Source organism: Bradyrhizobium sp. UNPA324 (assembly GCF_006658635.1).
Taxonomy (GTDB): domain Bacteria; phylum Pseudomonadota; class Alphaproteobacteria; order Rhizobiales; family Xanthobacteraceae; genus Bradyrhizobium; species Bradyrhizobium nanningense.
Map to the genome: position 1 here is coordinate 666,402 of NZ_LFJD01000004.1, position 24,477 is coordinate 690,878.

The 24,477-nt window shown below is 64.3% G+C and carries 23 protein-coding genes; 16 read left to right on the forward strand and 7 right to left on the reverse strand.

The window, feature by feature from the left end; translation table 11 throughout:
• The first annotated feature begins 92 nt into the window (after positions 1 to 92).
• The 3 genes from UNPA324_RS03110 to argC all read left to right on the forward strand — a co-directional run bounded on the left by UNPA324_RS03110 (position 93) and on the right by argC (position 2,510).
• On the forward strand, positions 93 to 623 hold the full coding sequence (locus tag UNPA324_RS03110) for a DedA family protein (RefSeq protein WP_128921951.1): 531 nt from the start codon (positions 93 to 95) through the stop codon (positions 621 to 623).
• Between the two features lie 226 nt (positions 624 to 849).
• The gene (locus UNPA324_RS03115) at positions 850 to 1,515 is read left to right on the forward strand and encodes an FMN-binding negative transcriptional regulator (protein ID WP_128921950.1); all 666 of its coding nucleotides are present in this window, start codon (positions 850 to 852) and stop codon (positions 1,513 to 1,515) included.
• A complete protein-coding gene (argC, locus tag UNPA324_RS03120; RefSeq protein WP_141933425.1) occupies positions 1,512 to 2,510 on the forward strand; it encodes an N-acetyl-gamma-glutamyl-phosphate reductase in 999 nt (332 codons plus the stop codon). Before UNPA324_RS03115 ends, argC begins: the two co-directional genes overlap by 4 nt.
• 121 nt (positions 2,511 to 2,631) lie before the next feature.
• On the opposite strand, the gene UNPA324_RS03125 is transcribed toward argC, so the two are convergent.
• Complete coding sequence (locus UNPA324_RS03125) at positions 2,632 to 3,030, reverse strand: MAPEG family protein (RefSeq protein WP_128921948.1); 399 nt, start codon at positions 3,028 to 3,030, stop codon at positions 2,632 to 2,634.
• Between the two features lie 67 nt (positions 3,031 to 3,097).
• Positions 3,098 to 4,906 carry a PHA/PHB synthase family protein gene (locus UNPA324_RS03130; protein ID WP_181769272.1) on the reverse strand — a complete coding sequence of 603 codons (1,809 nt, stop codon included), beginning with the start codon at positions 4,904 to 4,906 and terminating at the stop codon, positions 3,098 to 3,100.
• A 252-nt stretch (positions 4,907 to 5,158) separates the two neighbouring features.
• Between UNPA324_RS03130 and UNPA324_RS03135 the strand changes: the two genes are divergently transcribed.
• From UNPA324_RS03135 to UNPA324_RS03155, 5 genes are all read left to right on the forward strand, one after another.
• Positions 5,159 to 5,434 carry a hypothetical protein gene (locus UNPA324_RS03135; protein ID WP_141933430.1) on the forward strand — a complete coding sequence of 92 codons (276 nt, stop codon included), beginning with the start codon at positions 5,159 to 5,161 and terminating at the stop codon, positions 5,432 to 5,434.
• A gap of 215 nt (positions 5,435 to 5,649) precedes the next feature.
• Positions 5,650 to 6,870 (forward strand): LL-diaminopimelate aminotransferase, encoded by a 1,221-nt coding sequence (locus tag UNPA324_RS03140; RefSeq protein ID WP_128921945.1) that lies wholly within the window; start codon positions 5,650 to 5,652, stop codon positions 6,868 to 6,870.
• Positions 6,871 to 6,899: 29 nt separating this feature from the next.
• A complete protein-coding gene (locus tag UNPA324_RS03145; RefSeq protein ID WP_128921944.1) occupies positions 6,900 to 8,216 on the forward strand; it encodes a homoserine dehydrogenase in 1,317 nt (438 codons plus the stop codon).
• Between the two features lie 89 nt (positions 8,217 to 8,305).
• Positions 8,306 to 9,307, forward strand: a complete 1,002-nt coding sequence (gene glpX, locus UNPA324_RS03150) for a class II fructose-bisphosphatase (RefSeq protein WP_128921943.1) — start codon at positions 8,306 to 8,308, stop codon at positions 9,305 to 9,307.
• A gap of 87 nt (positions 9,308 to 9,394) precedes the next feature.
• Positions 9,395 to 10,114 carry a haloacid dehalogenase type II gene (locus UNPA324_RS03155; RefSeq protein ID WP_141933432.1) on the forward strand — a complete coding sequence of 240 codons (720 nt, stop codon included), beginning with the start codon at positions 9,395 to 9,397 and terminating at the stop codon, positions 10,112 to 10,114.
• A gap of 52 nt (positions 10,115 to 10,166) precedes the next feature.
• On the opposite strand, the gene UNPA324_RS03160 is transcribed toward UNPA324_RS03155, so the two are convergent.
• Together UNPA324_RS03160 and UNPA324_RS03165 are read right to left on the reverse strand one after the other, a co-directional pair.
• A complete protein-coding gene (locus UNPA324_RS03160) occupies positions 10,167 to 11,138 on the reverse strand; it encodes an MBL fold metallo-hydrolase (RefSeq protein ID WP_128921941.1) in 972 nt (323 codons plus the stop codon).
• Positions 11,139 to 11,289: 151 nt separating this feature from the next.
• Complete coding sequence (locus tag UNPA324_RS03165; RefSeq protein ID WP_246667102.1) at positions 11,290 to 12,030, reverse strand: GntR family transcriptional regulator; 741 nt, start codon at positions 12,028 to 12,030, stop codon at positions 11,290 to 11,292.
• Between the two features lie 118 nt (positions 12,031 to 12,148).
• On the opposite strand from UNPA324_RS03165, the gene UNPA324_RS03170 reads away from it, so the two are divergent.
• From UNPA324_RS03170 to UNPA324_RS03200, 7 genes are all read left to right on the forward strand, one after another.
• On the forward strand, positions 12,149 to 12,943 hold the full coding sequence (locus UNPA324_RS03170) for an enoyl-CoA hydratase/isomerase family protein (RefSeq protein ID WP_141933434.1): 795 nt from the start codon (positions 12,149 to 12,151) through the stop codon (positions 12,941 to 12,943).
• Positions 12,944 to 12,952: 9 nt separating this feature from the next.
• Positions 12,953 to 14,206 (forward strand): CaiB/BaiF CoA transferase family protein, encoded by a 1,254-nt coding sequence (locus tag UNPA324_RS03175; protein WP_141933436.1) that lies wholly within the window; start codon positions 12,953 to 12,955, stop codon positions 14,204 to 14,206.
• Between the two features lie 59 nt (positions 14,207 to 14,265).
• Positions 14,266 to 15,258, forward strand: a complete 993-nt coding sequence (locus UNPA324_RS03180; protein ID WP_141933438.1) for a Bug family tripartite tricarboxylate transporter substrate binding protein — start codon at positions 14,266 to 14,268, stop codon at positions 15,256 to 15,258.
• A gap of 224 nt (positions 15,259 to 15,482) precedes the next feature.
• Complete coding sequence (locus tag UNPA324_RS03185) at positions 15,483 to 15,965, forward strand: tripartite tricarboxylate transporter TctB family protein (RefSeq protein WP_141933440.1); 483 nt, start codon at positions 15,483 to 15,485, stop codon at positions 15,963 to 15,965.
• A gap of 11 nt (positions 15,966 to 15,976) precedes the next feature.
• Positions 15,977 to 17,515 (forward strand): tripartite tricarboxylate transporter permease, encoded by a 1,539-nt coding sequence (locus UNPA324_RS03190; RefSeq protein WP_128921935.1) that lies wholly within the window; start codon positions 15,977 to 15,979, stop codon positions 17,513 to 17,515.
• On the forward strand, positions 17,512 to 18,516 hold the full coding sequence (locus tag UNPA324_RS03195) for a 4-hydroxythreonine-4-phosphate dehydrogenase PdxA (RefSeq protein WP_141933443.1): 1,005 nt from the start codon (positions 17,512 to 17,514) through the stop codon (positions 18,514 to 18,516). Before UNPA324_RS03190 ends, UNPA324_RS03195 begins: the two co-directional genes overlap by 4 nt.
• A 237-nt stretch (positions 18,517 to 18,753) precedes the next feature.
• Positions 18,754 to 19,242, forward strand: a complete 489-nt coding sequence (locus tag UNPA324_RS03200; protein WP_141933444.1) for a YkgB family protein — start codon at positions 18,754 to 18,756, stop codon at positions 19,240 to 19,242.
• Between the two features lie 51 nt (positions 19,243 to 19,293).
• Here the strand turns inward: UNPA324_RS03200 and UNPA324_RS03205 are convergent, their stop codons facing one another.
• From UNPA324_RS03205 to UNPA324_RS03215, 3 genes are all read right to left on the reverse strand, one after another.
• A complete protein-coding gene (locus tag UNPA324_RS03205) occupies positions 19,294 to 20,526 on the reverse strand; it encodes an HlyD family secretion protein (RefSeq protein ID WP_128921932.1) in 1,233 nt (410 codons plus the stop codon).
• Positions 20,519 to 20,956, reverse strand: a complete 438-nt coding sequence (locus UNPA324_RS03210) for a hypothetical protein (protein WP_246667103.1) — start codon at positions 20,954 to 20,956, stop codon at positions 20,519 to 20,521. The genes UNPA324_RS03205 and UNPA324_RS03210 overlap by 8 nt, the downstream gene beginning before the upstream one ends.
• Positions 20,957 to 21,185: 229 nt before the next feature.
• Positions 21,186 to 22,262, reverse strand: coding sequence for a methyl-accepting chemotaxis protein (locus UNPA324_RS03215; RefSeq protein WP_141933446.1), 1,077 nt, complete (start codon positions 22,260 to 22,262; stop codon positions 21,186 to 21,188).
• Between the two features lie 277 nt (positions 22,263 to 22,539).
• On the opposite strand from UNPA324_RS03215, the gene recJ reads away from it, so the two are divergent.
• Complete coding sequence (gene recJ, locus UNPA324_RS03220; RefSeq protein WP_141933448.1) at positions 22,540 to 24,381, forward strand: single-stranded-DNA-specific exonuclease RecJ; 1,842 nt, start codon at positions 22,540 to 22,542, stop codon at positions 24,379 to 24,381.
• Positions 24,382 to 24,477 lie beyond the last annotated feature (96 nt).

Below are 24,477 nucleotides of genomic sequence, written 5' to 3' on the forward strand. Positions count from 1 at the left end.
CGGGTTTTGTGACTTGATGTCACACAAGTCCTTGGCTTACCAGTCCTTTTCATCGAGCAGCACCTTGAGACGGGGCGGGAAGGCTATTTTTGATGGAGCAGTTTGCGCACGCCCTGGCCGATTTCGTGCGCGTTCACCAGGCTTGGGCGGCCCCGATCGTGTTCCTGCTCGCTTTCGGGGAGTCGCTTGCCTTCATCTCCCTGCTGATCCCGGCCTGGGGCGCGCTGGTCGCGATCGGTGCGCTGATCGGGGTGAGCGGCATCAGCTTCTATCCGGTCTGGATCGCCGGCGGCCTCGGAGCGGCCCTGGGCGATTGGGTATCTTACTGGTTTGGCTATCGCTACAAGGAGAAGGTCGCCGAGATGTGGCCGCTCTCGCGCTATCCGGGACTTCTGCCCAGAGGCGAGGCTTTCGTGCGCAGCTGGGGTATCCCCAGCATCTTCATCGGCCGGTTCTTCGGCCCCTTGCGCGCCTCGGTGCCGCTCGCGGCCGGCATCTTCGAGATGCCCTATTGGAGCTTCCAGGCCGCCAATTTCGTCTCCGCCCTGGTCTGGTCGGCCGTGCTCCTGCTGTTCGGCGACGTGCTCGCCAAGATCATGGAATGGATCTGGCGGGTGATCTGACGCCCGAACCTTGACGGGAACCGGATCTCGCTCTATAGCCCCGCGCCATGATCAACGCCGCGACCATCCTGTTCGCCCGTCGCCGTCGCCGCTCTTTAGCGGTTTGGGCGGTCGATCGCGTTTGAGATCATCGTCTTTGCCGCTGGATCCGATCCGCGGCATTCTCTCTCCTGTCAGCGCGATCTGATCCGGCGGCTCCCACAAGGAGGCCCAGCAGGAGACCACGATGTACACGCCACCCTTTTTCAAGCAGGACCGCGCCGCAAGCCTGAAGTTCGCCGAAGCGCGCGGCTTCGGCACCATGTGTGCTTTTGACGGCAAGAAGCCGATCGCCTCGCCGTTGCCGTTCTATCTGACTTACGCCGCGGACGGCACGCCGCAGGCTGCCTTTCATGTCGCCCGTCACAATCCGCTGCTAAAGCTTGCGGGCGGCGATGCGTCCTGGCTGCTCGCGGTCAACGGCCCCGATGCCTATGTATCGCCGGATTGGTACGTCTCGCCGGATCAGGTGCCGACCTGGCTCTACCAGTCGGTGCATCTGAGCGGGCCGGTGCGGCTCCTGACGGACGACGAATTGTCGGTGCAGATCGACACGCTCAGCGACAAGTTCGAGACTTGGCTGCTGCCGAAGAAGCCGTGGACGTCGGGCAAGATGACGGCGGGCCGGCTCGAGACGATGAAGAAGGCGATCGTGGGTCTGGTCATGAATGTTGAAGAGGTCGAAGGCAGCTTCAAGCTCAACCAGCACAAATCGGACGCCGACTATGCGGCGATCGCCAATGCGCTCAGTGCCGGCGATGCCGACGCCAAGCAGATCTCAGATTTGATGCGGCAGGCAAGGCCGCAGGTTTTCGCAGACGAGACGACCATGCTCGAAGGGAGCGCGCCATGAGCCTTTCCGAAACCGGCCTCGCTGACACCACCAAAGCTCCGATCACCAGTGCGGCCGACAAGCCCGCCACCGTCTTCGTCGACGGCGGCTCCGGCACCACCGGGCTCGGCATCAACGAGCGGCTGAAGCTCCAGAACGACGTCGTCGTGAAGGCGCTTCCCGACGACAAGCGCAAGGACCCCGCGGCCAAGAAGGCGCTGATGGAGGAGGTGGACCTCGTCATCCTCTGCCTGCCCGACGACGCCGCCAAGGAAACGGTGGCGCTCGTCGACAGCATGGGGGCTCGAGGCCCGAAGGTGCTGGACGCCTCGACCGCCTACCGTGTTGCGCCGGACTGGGCTTACGGCTTTCCCGAGCTGACGCCTGACCAGGCCGCGAAGATCAAGGCCGCCAAGAAGGTCTCCAATCCCGGCTGCTATCCGACCGGCGCGATCGCGCTGCTGCGGCCCATCGTCGATGCCGGGCTGCTGCCGCCGGACTACCCCGTCACGGTCAACGCGGTGAGTGGCTATTCCGGCGGGGGCAAGTCGATGATCGCGAGCTTCGAGGACGGCAGCGCGCCGTCGTTCGAGCTCTATGGCCTCGGCTTCGAGCACAAGCATCTGCCCGAGATGCAGCTCTATTCCAACCTGACGCGGCGGCCGATCTTCATTCCCTCGGTCGGTAATTACCGACAGGGCATGCTGGTCTCGGTGCCGCTCCAGCTCGACACGCTGCCGGGCAAGCCCAGCGGAGCCGACCTGCAAGCCGCGCTGGCCAAGCGGTATGCCGGTTCAAAGTACGTCAAGGTGATGTCGCTGCAGAACGAGGCGACCAAGGGCGGCCGGCTCGAGCCGGAGGCGCTCAACGAGACCAACATGCTCGAGCTCTACGTCTTCGCCAGCGACAAATATCACCAGGCGGTGCTGGTCGCCCGGCTCGACAATCTCGGCAAGGGCGCTTCAGGCGCAGCCGTGCAGAACATGCGGCTGATGCTCGGCCTGCCGGAGGAGTAGGAGAGGGCGTTCCTTCGTTCTCCGTCATTGCGAGCGAAGCGAAGCAATCCAGAAATATGTCCGCGGAAACAGCCCGGATTGCTTCGTCGCTTCGCTCCTCGCAATGACGAGGGAGAGAGCCTCAAAACACCTTGAAGATCGCCAGCGCCAGCACGGCCTGCGCCAGGAAGCCGACGGTGAAGGCGAGCGTGCGGAATACCGGGATGCCGAGCGCGTAGACGATCAGATGCGCGACGCGGGACCAGAAATAGACCGCGCAGGCGAGCACGGTCCATTTGGTGGAATAGTCGATCGCATTGAGGATCAGCACCAGCGGCGCAAAGAGGACGAGGTTCTCGACCGCGTTGTCATGCGCGAACATCAACCGGTTGGCCCATTCGGCTTGCGGCTTGTCGCCGCGCGAGGGATTGGCCATCGCGCCACTGAGGCCGCGGACCTGGCACCGGTTGATCGTGTAGGGAATCCAGAGGATCCCGGTCAGGATCACTGTCAGTGTCAGCCAGAACAATTCGCGCGTCATGGTTCGATCCCCTCTGTCGTCGCAGCTGTGTTGAGAGCGAGTCTATACAAGAGCGCGTCAGAGTCCGCTATGCGCGAACCCTGACATAGCTGCCGGGCGCGTCCTCGATCGGCGGGAATGCTTCGTTTCCCGGTGCGCGCGCGCGAACCTGCTCCGGATCGAGCTCGCCCAGCCATTGCCGCCAGTCCGGCCACCACGAGCCCTTGTGCTCCACGGCGTCCTTCATCCACTGCGCGACGTTGACGTCCTTGATGTTGTCGTTGGTCCAGTACTGATACTTGTTCGAAGCCGGCGGATTGACGACGCCTGCGATATGGCCCGACCCCGACAGCACATATTTCACCGGACCACCGAAGAATTGCGAGCCGTACAGCACCGATTCCGCCGGCGCGATATGGTCCTCGCGGGTGGCGAGGTTGTAGACGGGCACCCGGACCTTGGAGAGGTCGAGCAGCGTGTTGTCGAGCACCATCGTGCCGGTGGAGAGCCGGTTCTCCAGATAGCAGTTGCGCAAATAATAGGAATGGTTCGACGCTGTCATGCGGGTTGCGTCGGAATTCCAGTGCAACAGGTCGAACGCGCTGGGCTGCTGGCCTTTCAGGTAGTTGCTGACGACGTAGGACCAGATCAGATCGTTGGAGCGCAGCATGTTGAAGGCCATCGCCATCTTCGAGCCTTCGAGCACGCCGGCCGCCTTCATGTCCTTTTCCAGCGCTGAGATCTGCTCCTCGTCGACGAACACCAGGAGGTCGCCGGCATGGGTGAAGTCGACCTGCGCCGCGAAGAACGTCGCCGACGAGACGCGCTGGCGGCGCTTCTCGGCGAGCCAGGCCAGCGTGGTCGCGAGCATGGTGCCGCCGACGCAATAGCCGGCGGTGTGCACCTTCATCTCGCCGGTGACCTTCTCGATCACGTCCATCGCCGTGAGCGGGCCTTCCTTCATGTAGTCTTCCCAGCTCTTGTTGCCGAGCCGCTTGTCGGGATTGACCCATGAGATCACGAACACGGTGATGCCCTGGTCGACGCACCACTTGATGTAGGATTTCTCCGGCTTGAGATCGAGGATGTAGAACTTGTTGATCCAGGGCGGCACGATCAGGAGCGGGGTGCGCAGCACCGTCTCCGTGGTCGGCGAATACTGGATCAGCTGCATCATCTCGTTCTGATAGATCACCTTGCCCGGCGTCGTCGCCATGTTGACGCCGACGACGAGGTTGTCCGGGTTGGACTGGCGAATCTTCAGCATGCCCTTGCCGGCCGCGATGTCCTCCGCCAGCATCGTCAGGCCACGCGCGAGGTTCTCGCCGCTGCTCGCCACGGTCTCGCGCAGCACTTCCGGATTGGTCAGCACGAAGTTGGACGGCGACAGCGCGTTGGTGACCTGCTGGACGTAGAACTCCGCCTTGCGGCGGGTCTGCGGATCGAGCCCTTCGGCATCGCGCACCAGCTCCTGCGCCCATTTGGTCGTGAGCAGATAGAGCTGCATGACGAAATCGAAGAACTGGTTCGACTTCCATTCCGGATCGGCAAAGCGCTTGTCGCGCGGCGAGGGCGCGATCGCGGGCGGTGCGTCCTGGCCGGCCATGCGGCGCACAGCCGAGCCCCAGAGGTCGAGGTAATCCTTGGCGAGTTTGGTCTGCAGATCGGAGGAGCGGGACGTGTCCGACAACCAATATTCGGCAACCGAAGTGAAGGTCTTGACCACCTCGGCAAGCTCGGCCGGCGGGCGATCCTGCACCTCGCCGCTCTCGCGCGGCTTGAGATAGGCCGCGAGCGCCTTGCCGCCGCTCTCCATCGCCCGCGCGACATTCATCGCGAAGGCTTCCGCATCGAACTTCGTCTCGGGTTTAGGCGTATCGGTCGTGGCCATACTCATAGGCAGAACAGTAACGAGTCATTCCGTATTCGTCACCGCGAAGCTCGCATGTTTGACGTTAAACACCCTCCAAGATGTGCTGCACTGCGACAAAGTTTCTTGGTTTTGTCACAATCGCGGTGCAACCCTCTGATCGTGGGCCTTAGATGTTTTCTCGCTCGTTCCATTTGTGGGCAGCAATGGTTTGAGCTTGGGCAGGTTGCCGGGTTAGTGTGCGGCAGCTTGCATTGGGACGAGTAGGGGATTTCCCAAGTGTTGGCGTTGTGGGTCCGACAAAGGTCGCTGCTGATCGGTGGCGCGCTGTTGAGCGTGGCATTTGCGCTGGGCGGCTGTTCGAGTCAGTTCGCGGATATGGCGCCCGCGGATGCGCAGGCGCATCCGAAGGAGTCCGGGGCCTATCTGCCGGTGCACGACCTGCCGCCGGATCGCGATCAAGCGATCATCCCGCCGGAACAGCGCGCCAAGATCGAGGCCGAGCTCGCCGCCGCGCGCGATCGCCAGGCCGCTGCCGGCAAGGATGCGAAGTGAGACGCTGCAAGGTAATCGCTGGCGCCCCCGCCTTGCCGTGCTAAAAGACCTCAGTTCAGCCAACAGTCAGGGCGAACGACTTCAGTCCTCGTTGTCGATGATTGCTCTAAGTATTTGATTTTGAGTAATTTTTGCGACGAGGCTGAGCCCCTTTCCGTAAAACCGTCCTGTCCTGTCGATTCTGTCCTGACCGGTTGCCCGGAGCCCAGAGAGCCATGGAAGAATTTTACCGCATCCGACGCCTACCGCCTTACGTGTTCGAGCAGGTCAACCGGGCCAAGGCGGCCGCGCGGAATGCCGGCGCCGACATCATCGACCTCGGGATGGGTAACCCGGATCTGCCGGCCCCGGCGCATGTGCTGGAGAAACTGAAGGAGACGCTGGGCAAGCCGCGGACCGACCGCTATTCGGCCTCCCGCGGCATCCCCGGACTGCGCCGGGCCCAGGCCGGCTACTACGCCCGCCGGTTCGGCGTGAAGCTCAACCCCGACACCCAGATCGTGGCGACGCTCGGCTCGAAGGAGGGCTTTGCCAACGTGGCGCAGGCGATCACGGCGCCCGGCGACGTCATCCTCTGTCCGAACCCGAGCTATCCGATTCACGCCTTCGGCTTTTTGATGGCGGGCGGCGTGATCCGTTCGGTGCCCTCCGAGCCGACGCCGCAGTTCTTCGAGGCGGTGGAGCGGGCGATCGTGCATTCGATCCCGAAGCCGCTCGCGATCGTCGTCTGCTATCCGTCGAACCCGACTGCCTATGTCGCGAGCCTCGATTTCTACAAGGACCTCGTCGCATTTGCGAAGAAGCACGAGATCCTGATCCTGTCCGATCTCGCCTATGCCGAGGTCTATTTCGACGAGAACAACCCGCCGCCCTCCGTGCTCCAGGTGCCGGGCGCAATGGATGTCACCGTCGAGTTCACCTCGATGTCGAAGACCTATTCGATGGCCGGCTGGCGCATGGGCTTTGCGGTCGGCAATGAGCGCGTGATCGCCGCGCTCGCCCGCGTCAAATCCTATCTCGATTACGGCGCCTTCACTCCCGTTCAGGTCGCGGCGACCGCCGCGCTGAACGGTCCGGATGATTGCATCAAGGAGATGCGCGATACCTATCGCAAGCGCCGCGATGCGCTGGTGGAATCGTTCGGCCGTGCCGGCTGGGAGATCCCGCCGCCGGAGGCCTCGATGTTCGCCTGGGTGCCGCTGCCGGAGGCCTTCCGCAGCGTCGGCAGCATGCAGTTCGCGACCCTGATGGTGGAGAAATCCGGCGTTGCGGTCTCGCCCGGCGTCGGCTTCGGCGAGCATGGTGAAGGATATGTCCGCATCGCCATGGTGGAAAACGAGCAACGGATCAGGCAGGCCGCGCGCGGCGTGCGACGCTTCCTTGAAAGCGGCATCGAAACGTTGCACAACGTCGTTCCGCTCGCCAATCGGCGTTGAGTTCTCTTCGGCAGGTTTTCTAAGACATCATGGTTGCACCCCTGAAAGTGGGCATAGCGGGGCTCGGCACCGTGGGCGCCGAAGTGGTCCGTTTGATTGAAACCCAGGCCCGCGTGCTCGCGGGCCGCAGCGGCCGCGGCATCCGCGTCGTCGCCGTGACCGCGCGCTCGAAAGCGAAGAAGCGCGACGTCGATCTGCGCGGCGTCGAATGGGCCAGGGATCCGATGGCGCTGGCCACGCATCCAGGCATCGATTGCTTCGTCGAGCTGATGGGCGGCGCGAGCGATCCCGCGCTGTCGGCGGTGGAGGCCGCACTCAACGCCGGCAAGTCGGTCGTCACCGCCAACAAGGCGTTGCTGGCCAAGCACGGCATCAAGCTCGCCAAATCGGCCGAAAAGCACGGCGGCGCGCTGAATTTCGAGGCAGCCGTCGGCGCCGCGATCCCCGTCATCAAGACGTTGCGTGAGGGGCTCGCCGGCACCGGCGTCAATCGCGTCTACGGCATCCTCAACGGCACCTGCAATTACATCCTGACCCGGATGGAGCAGGAGGGGCTGTCCTTCGCCGAATGCCTCAAGGACGCGCAGCGGCTCGGTTATGCCGAGGCCAACCCGTCGTTCGATGTGGATGGTCACGATACCGCGCAAAAGCTCGCGATCCTCGCCAGCCTCGCTTTCGGCACGAAAGTTGCTCAAAGCGCGGTGTATGTCGAAGGCATCTCATCCATTGCGCCGGAAGATCTGCGCGCGGCGTCCGATCTCGGCTACCGCGTCAAGCTGCTCGGCGTTGCGGTGCGCACCGCCAAGGGCATCGAGCAGCGCGTGCATCCGACCATGGTGCCAAAATCCTCCTCGATCGCGCAGGTGATGGGTGTCACCAATGCGGTCACGATCGACGGCGAGGGCATTCCGCCTATCACGCTGGTCGGCCCCGGCGCCGGCGGCGCCGCGACGGCATCCGCCGTGGTCGCCGACATCGCCGATGTCGCGCGCGGCATCCGTGCCAATCCGTTCGGCCGGCCCATTGCGCAATTGCGCGACACCAAGAAGGCGCCAATGGAGCGCCACGAGGGCGGCTACTACATCCGCCTCCTGGCGCGCGATTTCCCCGGCACCGCGGCTGCGATCGCGACGCGGCTTGCCGAACAGAAGATTTCGATCGAGTCGATCGTGCAGCGTCATCCCAATGGCGGCGTTGCACCCGCAAACGGCAAAGCGGTCCCCGTGCCTGTCATCCTGATCACCTACGCGACGCACGAGGACGCCGTGCGCCGCGCGCTCGCCGCCGTGCAAAAGGACAAGGTGATCAGCGGACGGCCGCAGGTGATCCGGATCGAGAAGAACTGAGGCGGTTCGTTCGATCGAACGAACCGCGGGCGTTGTGAGTTGATGTGGACGGAGATTTCCGTCCCAAACCGTTTCGAAGGAGTTAGCCGATGTCGACCCATATTTCAGTCCCGCCGCAGGCGTTGCTTGAGCGCATCCTGACGCTGGAGATCGTGCGGGTGACGGAGCGGGCGGCTGTGTCGTCGGCGCGGCTGCGCGGGCACGGCAACGAGAAGGCGGCTGACCAGGCCGCCGTCGATGCCATGCGGCGTGAGCTCAACAAGCTGCCGATCCAGGGCACCGTCGTGATCGGGGAAGGTGAGCGCGACGAGGCGCCGATGCTTTATATCGGCGAGCAGGTCGGTCTCAAGGCTGGCCCCGAGGTCGACATCGCCGTCGATCCGCTCGAAGGCACCACGCTGTGCGCCAAGAACATGCCGGGCTCGATCGCCACCATGGCGATGGCCGATGGCGGCACGCTGCTGCACGCCCCCGACGTCTACATGCAGAAGCTCGCGATCGGCCCCGGCTACGACAAGGGCGTCGTCGATCTCGATGCGAGCCCGGCCGACAACGTCCGCCGCCTCGCCAAAGCCAAGGGCGTCAAGCCGGAGGGCATCACCGTTCTCGTGCTCGACCGTCCGCGCCATGCCGACATCATCTCGAGCGTGCGTTCGACCGGCGCCGCCGTGCGCCTGATCACCGACGGCGACGTCGCCGGCGTGATCCACTGCGCCGACCCTGATAACACCGGCGTCGACATGTATCTGGGCACGGGCGGCGCGCCGGAAGGCGTGCTGGCCGCCGTAGCGCTGCGTTGCATCGGCGGCCAGATGCAGTGCCGCCTGATCCTCGATTCCGACGAAAAGCGCGAGCGTGCCGCCAAGATGGGCGTCAACGATCCCAAGATGATCTACGGGATCGAGGACATGGCGCGCGGCGACTGCCTGTTCGCCGCCACCGGCGTCACCACGGGCTCGCTGCTCTCAGGGGTCAAATTCCGCAAGGACGGCGTGATCGAGACCGAGACCGTCGTGATGCGCTCCGTCACCGGCACCGTGCGCTACATCAAGGCCGAGCATCGCGAGCTGGCGAAGTTTCATCTGGACTAAGTCACGACACGCGACCCTCATTCCGGGCCTGCGCTTCGCAGCGCATCCCGGAATGATCAAGAACAAGCAACATTCAGGGAAGCGCACATGTCGGATCTCTCCGCCGTCAAAGCCCTCGTTTTCGACGTGTTCGGCACGGTCGTGGACTGGCGCACCAGCCTCATCACCGACTTCATGTGGTGGAGCAAGCAGCGCGGCATCAGCGCCGACTGGACCGCCTTGGTCGACGGCTGGCGCGGCATGTACATGGCCTCGATGGACGACGTGCGCCAACATCCCGAGCGCGGCTACGTCATGCTCGATGATCTGCACCGCCGCTCGCTGGAGAAGCTGGTCGAGAAATTCGACATCAAAGGGCTGACCGAAGCCGATCTCGATTATCTCACCAAGGGCTGGCACCGCCTCAATCCCTGGCCGGACAGCGTCGCCGGCCTGACGCGGCTCAAGTCGAAATTCGTGATCTCGCCACTCTCCAACGGCAACGTCGCGCTACTCACCAACATGGCGAAGTTCGCCGGCCTGCCGTGGGATCTCATCATGTCGGCCGAGCTGTTCGAGCACTACAAGCCCGATCCCGAAACCTATCTCGGCGCCGCACGCCTGCTCTGTCTCAAGCCGGAAGAGGTGATGATGGTCGCCGCCCACAACGGCGATCTGGCGGCCGCGCAGAAGAACGGACTGAAGACCGCGTTCGTTGCCCGGCCGACGGAGTACGGTCCGCTGCAGAAGGTCGACTTCGAGGCCACCGGCCATTGGGACATCGTCGCCAAGGATTTTGGCGGGATTGCCGACAAGCTCTGGTGCTAGCGGTGTCCTTGGTCCGGGCAGCCCATGCGCCGCCCGGACCTGGTGTGACGAGCTACAGCGTCATCTTCATCGGTTCCGCATAATAGTGGAATCCCTCACCGACCTTGGCGACATGGCCGTAGCCCGGCCAGGCGAAGTGATACGACATCACGGGGGTCTTGTTCGCCGCAAGCATCGTCAGCAGTTTCACCCGCGACTCCGCCGCCTGCTTCGGATCGGTGTCGTAGGAGAACTCCATCCGCGGCCGCTCCAGCAGCAGCACCGAATGGTGCGAGAGATCGCCGAGGAAGGCGAAGGATTTCCCCGCCGACGACACCATGAAGATGGTGTGGCCGACAGTGTGGCCGGGCGCCGAGATCGCCTGCACGCCGGGCAGGAATTCCTCACCGTCCTTGAAGAACTTGATCCGCTCGCGAACCGGCAGCAGGTTCTTGCGGGCGTGAATGACGAAGTCCTTGGCCGGGCTACCGAGCTTGCCCTCGTCGGTCCAGAAGTCGAAATCGGTCTGGGAGATGTAGATCTGGGCGTTCGGGAACAGCGGCTTGTCGTTGGCATCCACGATGCCGCCGATGTGGTCGATATGGGCATGCGAGCAGACCACGGCATCGATGTCCTCAGGCTTGATGCCGGCCTCCATCATGCTCCTCTGCTGCCGGCCGGTGCTGGCGCCGAACATCTTCGACGAGCCCATGCCGGTATCGAACAGGATCAGCTTGTCGCCGGTGTTCACGATCGGCGAGTTCTGTTCGAGCACGACGTTGTCCGGCGACAGGAAATTGTCGGCCAGCATCTTCTTGACCTCTTCCTTGGGAACGCCGGTGAAGGTCCCGGAGGGATCGCCGAGCGGCAGCGGTCCATCGGACACGACGGTCACCTCGGCATCGCCGAGAACAAAGCGGTGCCAGTATGGCGTCTGGGTGCCAAGCTTGGGCGCCCGCGCCAACGCGCTGCTGCCGAGCATCGCGCTGGCACCAAGGCCTGCTCCGAGTGCAAGTAAGGATCGACGTGAGACATCGATTGTCATGCATTTCCTCCGCTTTTGTCTTCTATTTGCGCGATTGTTCGCGCGTTAGGGCCGGCCTGATCGGCTTCGCGGGCCGCAAGTCGGCAGACAAGTATGCTGCGCCCGCCGCGACAAGCTAGCAAGTAGAATTAGTGCGCGGATTCACGCGGAGCTAGAACGAGCTGCCGAGCGGGAAGGCCACGTGTGGACACGCTGTCCGCTGTCCAGGACAACATGAATTGCGCCTTACGCAATTCTCAGCGTGAGATCGTTCCCTTCCGTCTCGGCAAAGCCTGCCTGCAAACACCTCCTCGCGCTTGTGGCGAAGATGCGCGCGCAGGATGTGGGAGAGGCCGGTGCCGTCGCGCCTCTGCAGCGCGTTCAGAATCGCCTCATGCTCCTTCACGGCGAGCGCCCAGCGCTGCGGCGTCATGGGTGTGACGTAGCGCGCCCGCCGGATGCGTGCTGTCACCGACGTGTAAAGCCCCGCGAGCACAGGGTTTCCGGCAGCGTTCACGATGGCTTCGTGAATGGCGCGATTGCCGCGGTAGTACTGGATCAGATCGCCGTCACGATAATGCTGCACCATGGCTGCATGCGCGGCGGCGATCTCGTCGATCTCGGCGTCCGTGATGCGCTCGCAGGCGAGTTCGCCGGCGAGGGCCTCCAGGCCCTGGCAGACTTCGAACAGGTCGCGCATGTCCTTGTCGGTCAGTTTTGCTGCGCGCGAGCCGCGATGCGGCAAGAGCTGCACGAGGCCTTCGGCGGCGAGCACCTTGAGCGCCTCACGCAGCGGCGTGCGCGAGATCCCGAGCCGCTCACACAGCTCGCGCTCGGGAATCCGGGCGCCCGGCGGGATCTCGCCGTCGAGCAGGATCGTACGGATGCGGCCGACGACATCCTCGTGAAGCATGGGACCAGCGCTCCAATTTGAATGCAAAATTGTAGGAATTTCCCGAAACCTCGAAGTTCCTGCTTGCTAATCGCAATTTTTGCATTCAAAAATGTAAAAAACAAGAGGAACTGAGGAAATGGACCTGGCTGCGGAGGCGGACGACCTCGTTTTTGAATGCAACGACGGCATCGGGCGGATCACCTTCAACCGCCCGCAGGCCCGCAACGCCTTCACCTTCGCCATGTATGAGCGGCTCGCCGCGATCTGCGAGGCGGCCAATAGCGACCGGTCGATCAAGGTGCTGGTGCTGCGCGGGGCCGGCGACAAGGCGTTCGCCTCGGGCACCGACATCAACCAGTTCCGCGAGTTCAGGACACCGCAGGACGCGATCGACTACGAGAACCGCATCGATCGGGTTCTGACCACGCTGGAGCAGTGCCGCGTGCCGACCATCGCGGCGATCAACGGATTCTGCACGGGCGGCGGGGCGGGGATTGCCGCGGCTTGCGACCTGCGCATCGGCACTGCAAGCGCGAAGATCGGCTTCCCGATCGCGCGGACGCTCGGCAATTGCTTGTCGATGTCCAATGTCAGTCGTCTGACCGCCCTCATTGGCGCCGCGCGCGTCAAGGACCTGATCTTCACCGCGCGTCTGGTCGATGCCGCGGAGGCCGCGAGCGGCGGGCTGCTCGGCGAGGTGGTCGAGGATCTTGCCGCGCTGGACAAGCGGGCCGACGAGGTCGCCCGGCTCGTCGCCAGCCACGCGCCGCTGACGCTGAACGCGACCAAGCAGGCGGTGGCGCGTCTGCAAATGCGGCTGACGCGGGACGAGGGCGAGGACCTCATCCTGATGTGCTACACGAGCCAGGATTTTCGCGAAGGGCTCGATGCTTTCCTCAACAAGCGCGCGCCGCAATGGCGCGGCCAATAGGACGCCCTGATGCAAAGCTCGCAATCCACCTCTCCCCGTTCGGGCCCGCTCGCCGGCCTCAAGGTCGTCGATCTCACCCATGTCATGGCTGGGCCGACCTGCACCCTGATGCTCGCCGACATGGGCGCCGACGTCATCAAGATCGAGAAATCGCCGAACGGCGACGACACCCGCCATTCGGTGCCGCCAAAGATCGGCGATGAGGCGGCCTCCTTCCTGATGATGAACCGCAACAAGCGCGGCATCGTGCTGGACCTCAAGACCGAGGGTGGCAAAGAGGTGCTGCGGCGCCTGATCGCGGACGCCGACGTGCTGGTCGAGAATTTTGCGCCGGGCGCGATGGAGCGTCTCGGCTTCGGTTACGAAGAGCTGCACAAGCACTATCCCTCGCTGATCTACTGCTCGCTGTCGGGCTTTGGCCGCACCGGTCCCTACAAGCACCGTCGTGGTTTCGATCTCGTCGCGCAGGCCATGAGCGGCATCATGAGCTTTACCGGTGAACGTCCCGACGGGCCGCCCGTCAAATGCGGCCCACCACTGTCGGACATCACCGCCGGCCTGCTCGCGAGCATGGGCATCCTCGCGGCCTACACGCACCGTCTCAAGACCGGCGAGGGGCAGTGGGTCGAGACCTCGCTCTACGAGGCCGCGCTGGTGCAGACCTATTGGCAGTCCACCATCGCACTCGCCGCGGGCACCGCGCCGCGCGCGATGGGCTCGGCCCATCCGCTCAACGCGCCGTATCAGGCCTTCGAAGCCTCGGACGGCTGGCTCGTGGTCGGCGGCGCCAACAAGAAGCACTGGCTGTTGATGCTGGAAGCGCTCGGCGCGAGTGAGCTCGCCGCCGATCCGCGCTTCGTTAACGGGGCCGACCGCATGGCGAATCTTAGGGAGCTCGAAGCGGTCTTGAGCGAGCGCTTCCGCACCAAATCGCGGGCGCATTGGCTCGCGGCGCTGGACGAGAAGGGCGTGCCGTGCGGCCCCGTGCACGACATGCTGGAAGCCCTCAGTGACCCGCAGACGTTGGCCCGCGAGATGGTCGTCGAGGTCGAGCATTCCACGCTCGGTCCGGTGAAGACGATCGGCCTTCCGGTCAAGTTCTCGGAGACCCCGGGCAAGGTGCGATCAGGCGCTCCCGTCTATGGCGAGCACACGCGCGAGGTGCTGGCCGAGCACGGGTTCGACCAGAAGCAGATCGAAGCGCTCGCAAAAGAAGGCGCAATCGTCCTGGGCTCGGCAAGATGCGAGGAACGCGTCGCCTGACCGGACGTCGATACGACAAGACCAAAATACAAAAGACAAAAAATCAGCTGGAGGAAATCATGGGTCGGACGTTAACATCTCTGCTCTCCGCAGCCGCGATCGTGCTCGCCGGCACGGTGCCGGCGCTCAGTGCCTGGCAACCGCAAAAGCCGATCGAGTTCGTGGCGACCGCCGGGCCGGGCGGTGGGACCGACAATCTCGCTCGCGCGGTGCAGAACATCATCACCAAGCACAAACTGACGGACCAGCCGATCGTCGTCGTCAACAAGGGCGGCGGCAGCGGCGCCGAAGGCTACGTCTACGGCAAGGCGTCGGCCGGCGATCCCTACAAGGTGATCTTCGGCACCTCGAACGCCTGGCAGCAGCCGCTCGTCTCCAAGGTCGCCTTCAATTACACCGATCTCACCCCGATCGCGGCGATGGCGCAAGACGAGTTCCTGCTCTGGGTCAAGCAGGACGCGCCCTACAAGAATGCGGGGGATTATCTGAAGGCGGCCGCATCGGGCGAATTCAAGATGGGTGGCGCGCAGTCAAAGGACACCGACGAGGTCTTGACGCGCATGATCGAGAAGGCCGGCAAGGTCAAGCTGACCTACATCCCCTTCAAGAGCGGCGCCGAGACCGCCGTGCAGCTTGCCGGCGGACATCTCGACTCCCACGTCAACAATCCCAGCGAAAGCCTCGGGCAATGGCGCGGCGGCACGCAGCGTCCGCTCTGCGTGTTCAGCCCGAAGCGGTTGCCGCAGGGGCCGAAGGTCACCGCGACCGAAGGCTGGGGCGACGTTCCGACCTGTGTCGAGCAGGGCCTCGATATCAAGCAATATGAGCAGCCGCGCACCGTCTGGCTGCCCGGAAAGGTGACGCCGGACCAGGCCGCGTTCTACGTCGACCTGATGAAGAAGGTGCAGGCGACGCCCGAGTGGAAGGATTACATCGAGAAGACCTCCCAGGTCGACACGTTCCTGACCGGCGCCGAGTTCGACAAGTTCATCAAGGAGGACCTTGAACACGTCAAGCAGGTCGCGGGCGAGCAGGGCTGGCTGGTCAAGTGAGGCGTCTATCGTGCCACAATCTCCACTGTCGTCCCTGCGAACGCAGGGACCCATACCGCGTGATCTAACGAGGAGCGTTGGGTGGTGATACAGACTTGGCTACCAGTCCTCATCAAACTCCACCCTGGGGTTATGGGTCCCTGCGTTCGCAGGGACGACCCCGAGCGCTGGGAAAGTGCTTGGGTCATAACTGGCCACGGTCCGTAGCCTGAGCGGAGCCTCCCATGATCTCACGCCGCGCCCTCGAACTCGCAACCGCCGTTCTCACCGGCGGCTTCGGTGTGGCCGTCGTCGTCTCCAGCCTCGACAACGGCATCGGCTGGTCGAGCGCGGGCGTCGACGCCGGGACGTTTCCGTTCCTGACCGGCATCATCATCGTGCTCGGAAGCCTCTACAATCTGGTGCGGGGCGTGCTGCCGGTGGCGTCCCTGGCCAATGTTCCGATCGCGATCACACAGGTCGAACTGCGCCGTCTTGCCGGCCTGTTCGTGCCGGCCGCGATCTTCGTTGCTGCGATTCCCCTGGTCGGGATGTACGTCGCCTCCGCATTCTATGTCTTCGCCGTGCTGGCGATCCCCCGGCACCAATCCGTGCCCCGTGCGCTGGCCATGGCGGGGGCAACGGCGCTCGCGCTCTATGTCGTGTTTGAGCGCATGTTCCAGGTCAGCCTGCCGCACGGCGCGCTCGCCGCCGCGCTCGGGCTCTGACGGAGAAGCCGATGGATAATCTCGCAGAGCTCCTGCACGGCTTCACCATCGCGGTCACCGCGCCGCATCTGGCCCTGATGGCCGTCGGCGTGCTGCTCGGCATTCTCGTTGGCGTGTTGCCGGGGCTGGGCGCGCCGAACGGCGTGTCGCTGCTGTTGCCGCTGACCTTCGGCATGCAGCCGGTGTCGGCGATCATCCTGCTCTCCAGCATGTATTGGGGCGCGCTGTTCGGCGGCTCCGTGACCTCGATCCTGTTCAATATTCCGGGAGAGCCCTCGTCGGTCGCGACCACCTTCGACGGCTATCCGATGGCGCGTGACGGCCGGCCGACCACGGCGCTCGCGACGGCCTTCGGTTCGGCGGCGTTCGGCGCCCTGGTTGGTGTCATCCTGATCACGTTCCTCGCGTCCTGGGTGGCGCAGGTCGCGCTCGCTTTCGGCCCGGCGGAATATTTTGCGGTCTATTTCCTGGCCTTTGCGAGCTTTGTCGGCATGGGCGGTGCAGCGCCGATCAAGACGGTCGTGGCGCTCGCGATCGGCTTTGCCATCGCCGCGATCGGCATCGACACCGTCTCCGGCAGCGTCCGGCTCACCATGGGCATCGATGAGCTCGTCAAGGGCGTCAGCTTCGTCGTCGCGGTGATGGGCCTGTTCGGCATCGGCGAGCTCCTGGTCGCGGTCGAGGAGGAGTTTCACGCCCGCGCCGTGTCCTCCAAGATCGATTGGCGCGAGGTGTTCCGCGCGGTCGGCCGCCTGCCGCGGCATGGTGTGGCACTGCTGCGCAGTGCCGCGATCGGCTGTTGGATGGGGATCACGCCGGGCGGCCCGACCGCGGCGTCGTTCATGAGCTACGGCATCGCCCGCCGCTTCTCGCGCCGCGGCCGATATTTTGGCACAGGAGAGGTCGAAGGCATCATCTCGCCGGAGACCGCCGATCATGCCGCCGGCACCAGCGCGCTCTTGCCGATGCTCTCGCTCGGCATTCCCGGCTCGGCGACGGCGGCGGTGATGATGGGCGGGCTGATGATCTGGGGCCTCAATCCCGGACCGATGCTGTTCGTCGATAGCAAGGATTTCGTCTGGGGCCTGATCGCCTCGATGTATGTCGGCAACATCGTCGCCGTCGCGCTGGTGCTGCTCACCGTTCCGGTGTTCGCCGCCTTGATGCGGATTCCCTTCGTGGTGATCGCGCCGCTGATCGTGATCATCTGCGTCGTCGGCGCCTATTCCGTCTCGAACTCCTATCTCGACGTGGTCATGATGCTCGGCTTCGGCGTCATCGGCTATCTCTTCAAGAAGCTGTTCTATCCGCTGGCGCCGCTCGTGCTCGCCATCGTCATCGGCGACAAGGCCGAGGACGCATTCCGGCAGTCGATGCTGATGTCCAAGGGATCCCTCGGCATCTTCTTCGCCAACAAGCTGGTGACATGCCTGATCGTGGCCGGCATCGCGCTTCTGCTGCTACCGCTTGTGCTGCAGCTCGCGCGCTTCTGGCGCAAACCCGCATCCCCCGCCGCCGGCGCGACAAGCCAGGAGAAAGTGATCATATGACCGCAAAGCCGCTGATTGCGCTGGCCATGGGAGATCCCGCCGGCATCAGCCCCGAGCTGACGGCAAAGCTGGCAGCACAGGACGACATCCGCGCCCAAAGCCGGCTCGTCGTCATCGGTGACCGCCGCATCTTCGACGAGGGTGCGCGCATTGCCGGCCTCAAGCCGGTGCTGACGACGGTGGAGCAGGGCACCGACCTCCGCGCGGCAGAGGGCGAGGCGCTGTTTGTCGACCTCGGCCATCTCGATCCCCGGGAGGTCGAGCCGAGGACCGCTACCTTCGCCGGCGGAAAATTCGCGCTGACCAATTACAAGCACGCGCTCGAACTTGGTCGCGACGGCCGCGTCGACGCGGTCTGCTTCACCCCCTTCAACAAGCAGGCGATGCGGCTTGCGCGCGCCGAGTACGACGACGAGATCGCATTCTCCGCGGAGGTGGTCGGCCTCACAACGCCTGCCAGCGAGTTCAACGTCCTGGACAGGCTCTGGAATGCACGCGTGACCTCCCATATCCCACTGAAGGACGTCGCTGCAAAGCTGTCCAGCGAGCGCATCCATCGTGCGCTCGAGCTGACCGATGCCTGCATGCGAAAGGCCGGCTTCGCGCGGCCGCGCATTGCGGTCGCCGGTCTCAATCCACATGCCGGCGACGGCGGCAATTTCGGCCGCGAGGAGATCGACGTTATCGCGCCCGTGGTCGGAGCCGGCCAGCGCGAGGGCATTGCCGCCGAAGGGCCGTTTCCGGCCGACACGGTATTCCTGCGCGCCAAGGCCGGCGCCTTCGATGCGGTGCTGACGATGTATCACGACCAGGGCCAGATCGCGATGAAGCTGATGGGCTTCGATCGCGGAGTCACCTTGCTCGGCGGCTTTCCATTCCCGATCTGCACACCGGCGCACGGGACCGCCTACGACATCGCAGGGCAGGGCATCGCCTCGATCGGCGCCAGCCGCGCCGCGTTGCTGCTCGCCGCGGAGATGGCGGCGCGCCGCGCCGGTTGATTGCACGCCGGTCCGCTACTTCGCGATCGGCGTCGTCAGCTCTTTGTCGGGGCCGAGCTGCGATCCCTAAGGATCTGCACAGCTTCCTCCCGCCTGCCGCTGTCCGGCACTGTTCACACTGCACGCACGCCTTTGTGAGCGGCGGGTCGGCAGGTGACCGTAACGCCGGAGTGAGCCGTCCGTAGAGAGCGATGGCGAGGGCTGGTTCAATCAACGTCAAGGGAAGAAGTGCCTCACATGAGCGTATCGTTCAATGTTGCCGAGAAGGGAAGTGGCTCCTACCGGCCGCTTGCCATCCTACGCTGGGTCATGGTCGTCATTTTCGTCTCGTTCGGCATGCAAAAATTCACATTGCAGTCGGCGCAGGGGATCGCCCAGTTCATCACCAACTCTCCGTTCGTGTCGTGGCTGTCGCTCTTTGGCCTCAGAGGTGAGGCCTATGTTCTCGGCGTCGTCGAGTTTGTGATTGCGGCACTGCTTGCGGCCGGTGCTTTCAGCCCGATTTTGTCGGCGCTCGGCTCGCTCATGGGCATCGCCACCTTTGCGGTGACGTGGTCGTTCTTCTTTACGACGCCGGGCGTGGTCAAATGGAGCATTTCGACCGATCCCATGGCGTGGAATCTGGCAGGCGAGTTCTTGTTCAAGGACATCGTCCTGCTTTGCGTCTGCGTCGTTCTGTTCCTGGCCTCGCTGCCTCGCCAGAGTGCGCAAACCCCGGTGGCTTAGCCGTCGGGAGCTATCCTCGCGCGCAGCGGAACATTCCCTGAAATCGAGGGATCAATGTCCGCTGAGCACCAGTGTCTTGACCGGCAACAGCAGCGCTTGAATGCGCAGCAGAAGGGCATGAACGAGCCCCGTGGCATCGACGACATGCAGGGCAAATCCCTTCAGCGCGCCGGTCTTGGGGTCCGCGATCGCGTCGTGGTTGCTGGTGTAGGCGTTGACGATGCAGGTCGAGCCTGGCGTGACGCCCTCGAGCCCGCCCTTATACAGCGGTTCCAGAAACGCCAGGATTGTGCCCGGCTGGCGCAGATTTTGCGGATCGACGAGCTGTTCGCCCGATCGAAATTGACCGGCGGCGATGTAGTCCTGAACGCCTGTGACGACGAGCGGAATGATGACCCAGGGCTTCGAGATGCAAGTCGCTTCCGCAAGCATGCCGGGTCGCATGACCTGGGCTTCAATCTGGCCGAAGCCAGCCTGCAACGCCCGCCGGCCCGCGCCTTCCGGGATCAAGACACCGGCCGGCCGCATAATCTGATTGACGACATCGCCGGTGCGCAGAAGGAATTGCTCCACTCGTCCGTCGACGCCCGCCCGAATGGAGGTCTTGTCGAGGTCCACTTGCGCCTCTGCCATCGCGGCTTCGGCGCTCGCCTTCTCGGCCGGGAGAAGTGTTGAGACCCGGAGAGCCGAAGCCTCCCGGGCGGCGCTGGCGGCATCGATGGCCGCCTGCCGCTGATCGACGGTGACCTGGAGCTTTTCGATATCGCGCTGCGGCACGATCCCGGGATTGCGCCGCTGCAATTCGCTCTTGGTGTCGAGCTCATCCTTCGCTTGCTGCCAGGCCGCCTTGACTTCTCCGATCTGGGCTTCCGCCTTCACCACGTCGGCCCGCGCGCTGATCAGCGAGGCGTCGATCTCGGCGACCTTTCGTTTCGCCGTCTCGAGCGCGGCCTGCTGCTTGGCATTGTCCAGCCGGAAGAGGACGTCGCCCTTCTTCACAGGCGCGCTGTAATCGATGTTGACCTCCGCGACGCGGCCGGCGACTTCGGGCAGAATGGGCACGGTGCGGAAGTAGAGCACAGCCGAATTGGTCGAGGGATGATAGTAGAAGATCATGGTGATCAGCGCGACGGTCAGCATCAGGCAGCCGGTGATGCCCCACCTCAGCTCGTACCAAACCGAGAAGAGCGTGATCTCCTTGCCGAACCGCTTGTTCTGCCGATAGCGGCGATAGAGGTAGTCCGGAAGGATTGTCACGAGCGAGCAGAGCAGAAGTTCAAGCATGCCCTTGAACTCCCTCGTTCGACGCATTCTTGGTGCCGGAATTTCCGGTCGGCTCGGCTTCGGATGCTGATTGCGGCGTCTGCGGTGTTGCATGGGCGATCCGCTCTACCGAGCCAGCCATGGAGCGCAGCGGCGTGGAGAAGTCCGGCAGGTCGATCATCGCGAGCAGCAGGCCCGCGATCCAGAAGATGTGCATGTGCGTGAACAGCGAGATGAGGCCGAGCACGGCGACGATCTCGAATTGCAGCTTTTGCGATTTGTGCGCCATGCGCTCCGGAAGGCTGTGCAGCTTCCAATAGAGCGTTCCCACCCACAACACGACGGCGATGAGGAAGATCGCCATGACGATCATCAGGCCGTCCGAGCCGTCAGGCCCAGGTACGAAGAACGGCAGATGATGAGGCGCTGCCGGATGCATTTGTTCGCTCAAGCTCGTTCTCCTTGGCCAGAAGAAGCCTGAGAGCCCATACTGAGGCTCGCACATTGTCGGGCATTGTTCCCCAACACCGGACCTGCAGCAAGGATTGGATCGAGCCTGCGGTTGCGTCGATTGCTGCTGTTCTGCGGGCTTGGCGCGTTGCAAAAAATAACCAGAGAAAACAACCCCTTGGCTACTGTGCATGGGGTTGTTTTCGCAGTTTTGAGGTCGGCCTGCGACCTCAAGCCCCGCAGATGATCATGCCGTACCAGCCGAGCCCGCGATAGGTCTCGTAGCCCGGCGTCGCATGGAAGGCGACCAGCGAACCGTTGCGGTCGTGATAGAAGCCGGAGCGCTGGCCGTTCAGCGAGAGCGAGATGCGCTCGCTGAGGATGCCCTGGCCGTCGGACGCCGCGATCACGCGCAAATTCGAATCGACGAGCAGCACGCGGGCCTTGTCGCTGTCGCCGACTCGCACGCCCTGGACGATGGCGCGGGCCTGCGGCTCCCAGTCGAAATGGATGGCGAGCACGCCGATCGGGGCGCCGCTCGCCTGGCCGCCGGCGCGGACGCTGGCGCAATAGGTCGCCACCTGAGCGTTGCCGAGCAGCGGCTGGTTCTCGACGTCACCCGCGACGTAATCGTCGCCGGAGCGCAAGCCGCGCGCCTCGCGAAACCATTTGGTGTGGGCGACGTTCTGGCCGACGACGCGGAAGCGGTCGGCCCGGCCATTGGCGATGACGTTGCCGTCGAGGTCGCAGAGCCAGAGGTCGAGATAGACGGTGTAGGCCCCGAGGATCACGCCCAGGCGCTGCGAGGCATGGGAAACCGCCGCGGCGTTCGGCGAGGCCGCGCAATCGACCAGGGCGGAATCGGTCGCCCACCAGCGCACGTCGCAGGTGCGTTCATAGAGGTTGCGGTCGATCAGCTCGATGGCGTTCAGCGACAAGTCCGTCATGCGCTCGCCGCGCGATCGCTGGCTCATGCGCTCGATCGAGGAGACGAGGTCGCCGGTCCGCTTTGTGAGCTGGGTCTCGAGCTCGCGTGCAATGGTCTCGACCTGCTGGCCGACGCCGCGCACCTCCTGCGCCACCACGGCAAAGCCCGCGCCTTGCGCGCCGGCGCGCGAGCTCTCGATCAGCGCGTTCAGCGCCAGCATCTTCATCTGGTTGGTGATCTGCTGGATCGACTTGGTCTTGTCGACCGCGATCTGGTTGACCTCCGCTGTCAGGCGGTTGATCAGCGCGGAAATGTCGGAATCATCGTCAGCGGGTTCGGTGGCGATCGGCTTGGCTTTCAGACCCAGCGCAGCAGACATCGGGGATTTCCCTTGGCAATGAGGTCTGATCTGCAATGAACCCGGAACTAAAAATTACAGATCGAATATGATTCTTTTTCGAGGATTCCGCCTAACGCCTGCTTAATTTGCTGTTCCGCGGATTGCCCAAATGATAGTCACTCGGCGCAGCAAATCGGCAATCCACCGCTTTGTGCGGCGCGGAGATTGCAAATCCCTGGGAATTCCGGGTCAATCGTTCTGCAAGCCGGACCGACGCGATCTCGTCGGCTGCGGGCCCTCAAACCAAATGCGACTCATGACGCCGCCTGCCACCGCCTTACCCGTCGAAGCGCCGCAGGCGTTCCTGGGTGTGGCGCGCTCGCTCACCGACAAGCTCTGGCGCGATCGGCTGGACGCCCGCGGCGCGGCCAAGGCGCTTGCCATCGTGCAGCAGCACCAGCTTCCGGAGCTGCTGGCGCGGGTGCTGGCCGGCCGCGGGGTCGATATCGACGCTGTGACCGACTTCCTCGATCCGACCATCCGCAAGCTTTTGCCGGATCCGTTCACGGTGACGCAGATGGAGGCCGCCGCCAAGCGGATCGCGGATGCCGCCGTGAAGGGCGAGAAGGTCGCGATCTTCGGCGACTACGACGTCGACGGTGCGACCTCGGCGGCGCTGCTGGCCTGGCACCTGCGCCATTGCGGGCTCGATCCGCTGATCCACATTCCCGACCGGATCTTCGAAGGCTACGGCCCCAACGTCGAGGCCGTGCGCGGGCTGGCGGCGAAGGGCGCCACGCTGCTCGTCACCGTCGATTGCGGCACCACCAGCATCGAGCCGCTCGCCGAGGCCAAGCGCCTCGGCATGTCCGTGGTCGTGATCGACCACCACCAATGCGGCCTCGATCTCCCTGAGGTCGATGCCCTGGTCAATCCGAACCGCCCCGATGATCTCTCCGGCCTTGGCCATCTCGCCGCGGTCGGCCTCGTGCTGGTGACGCTGGTCGCGGTCAATCGCGAGCTGCGCCAGCGCGGCTTCTGGAGCGCAGAGCTGCCCGAGCCGGATCTGCTCGGCATGCTGCATCACGTCGCGCTCGGCACGGTCGCGGATGTGGCGCCGCTGATCGGCCTCAACCGCGCCTTCGTCGCCAAGGGCCTGATCGCGATGCGGCGCCGCGATCATGTCGGCCATACCGCATTGATGGACGTGGCGCGGCTCAATGGCCCGCCGGAGGCCTGGCATCTCGGCTTCATGCTGGGGCCGCGCATCAATGCCGGCGGCCGGATCGGCCGCGCGGATCTCGGCGTGCAGCTGCTGCTGGAGGGCGACAGTGTCGAGGCCGCGCGGATCGCCGCCGAGCTCGACCGCCTCAACAGCGAGCGCCGCGTCATCGAGCAGGCGGCGGAAGCCCAGGCCGAAGCCGAGGCGCTGGCCTCGATCGGGCTGGAGGACAAGCTCGGCGTCATCGTCACGGCCTCCGAAGGCTGGCACCCCGGCGTGGTTGGCCTTGTTGCCTCCCGCCTGAAGGAGAAGTTCTCGCGACCCGCGTTCGCCATAGCCCTGGAGCCTGGCGGCATCGGCACCGGCTCGGGCCGCTCGATCGCCGGCGTCGATCTCGGCAAGGCGGTGCGGCAGGCGGTCGCCGATGGCATCCTGCTCAAGGGCGGCGGGCACGCGATGGCCGCGGGCGTGACGCTGCGGAAGGAGAAACTCGCCGAGTTTCGCGCCTACCTCGAAAACGCGCTGGCGCAGGACGTCGCCGAGGCACGCCACGTCAGCGAAATCTATATCGACGGCGCGGTCTCCGCGCGCGCCGTGACGACGGAGCTGGCGACGACGCTCAACCGCGCGGGTCCCTTCGGCAGCGGCAATCCGGAGCCCGTGCTGGCGCTGCCGGCGCACCAGCTCGTCTTTGCCGACGAAGTCGGCCAGGCTCACTTGAGGCTGCGGTTCAAGTCGGGCGACGGCGCCATCGTCAACGGCATCGCGTTCCGCTCGGTCGGCCAGAAGCTCGGTAATGCGCTGCTTGCCAATCGCGGCCAGCAATTGCATGTCGCGGGTTCGCTCTCGGTCGATCGTTACCAGGGCGTCGAGCGAGTGCAATTCCGCGTCGTCGATGTCGCGCTACCGGACCAGGGGCCATCCGTGATTAGATGACGCATGATCCGGACCCGAAGGGCCGCGCTAGCGCAAAGTGCGAAGCGGTTTTCCGAAAAGATCATGCGTAAAAGATAGCGGCCTCAAACAACAAAA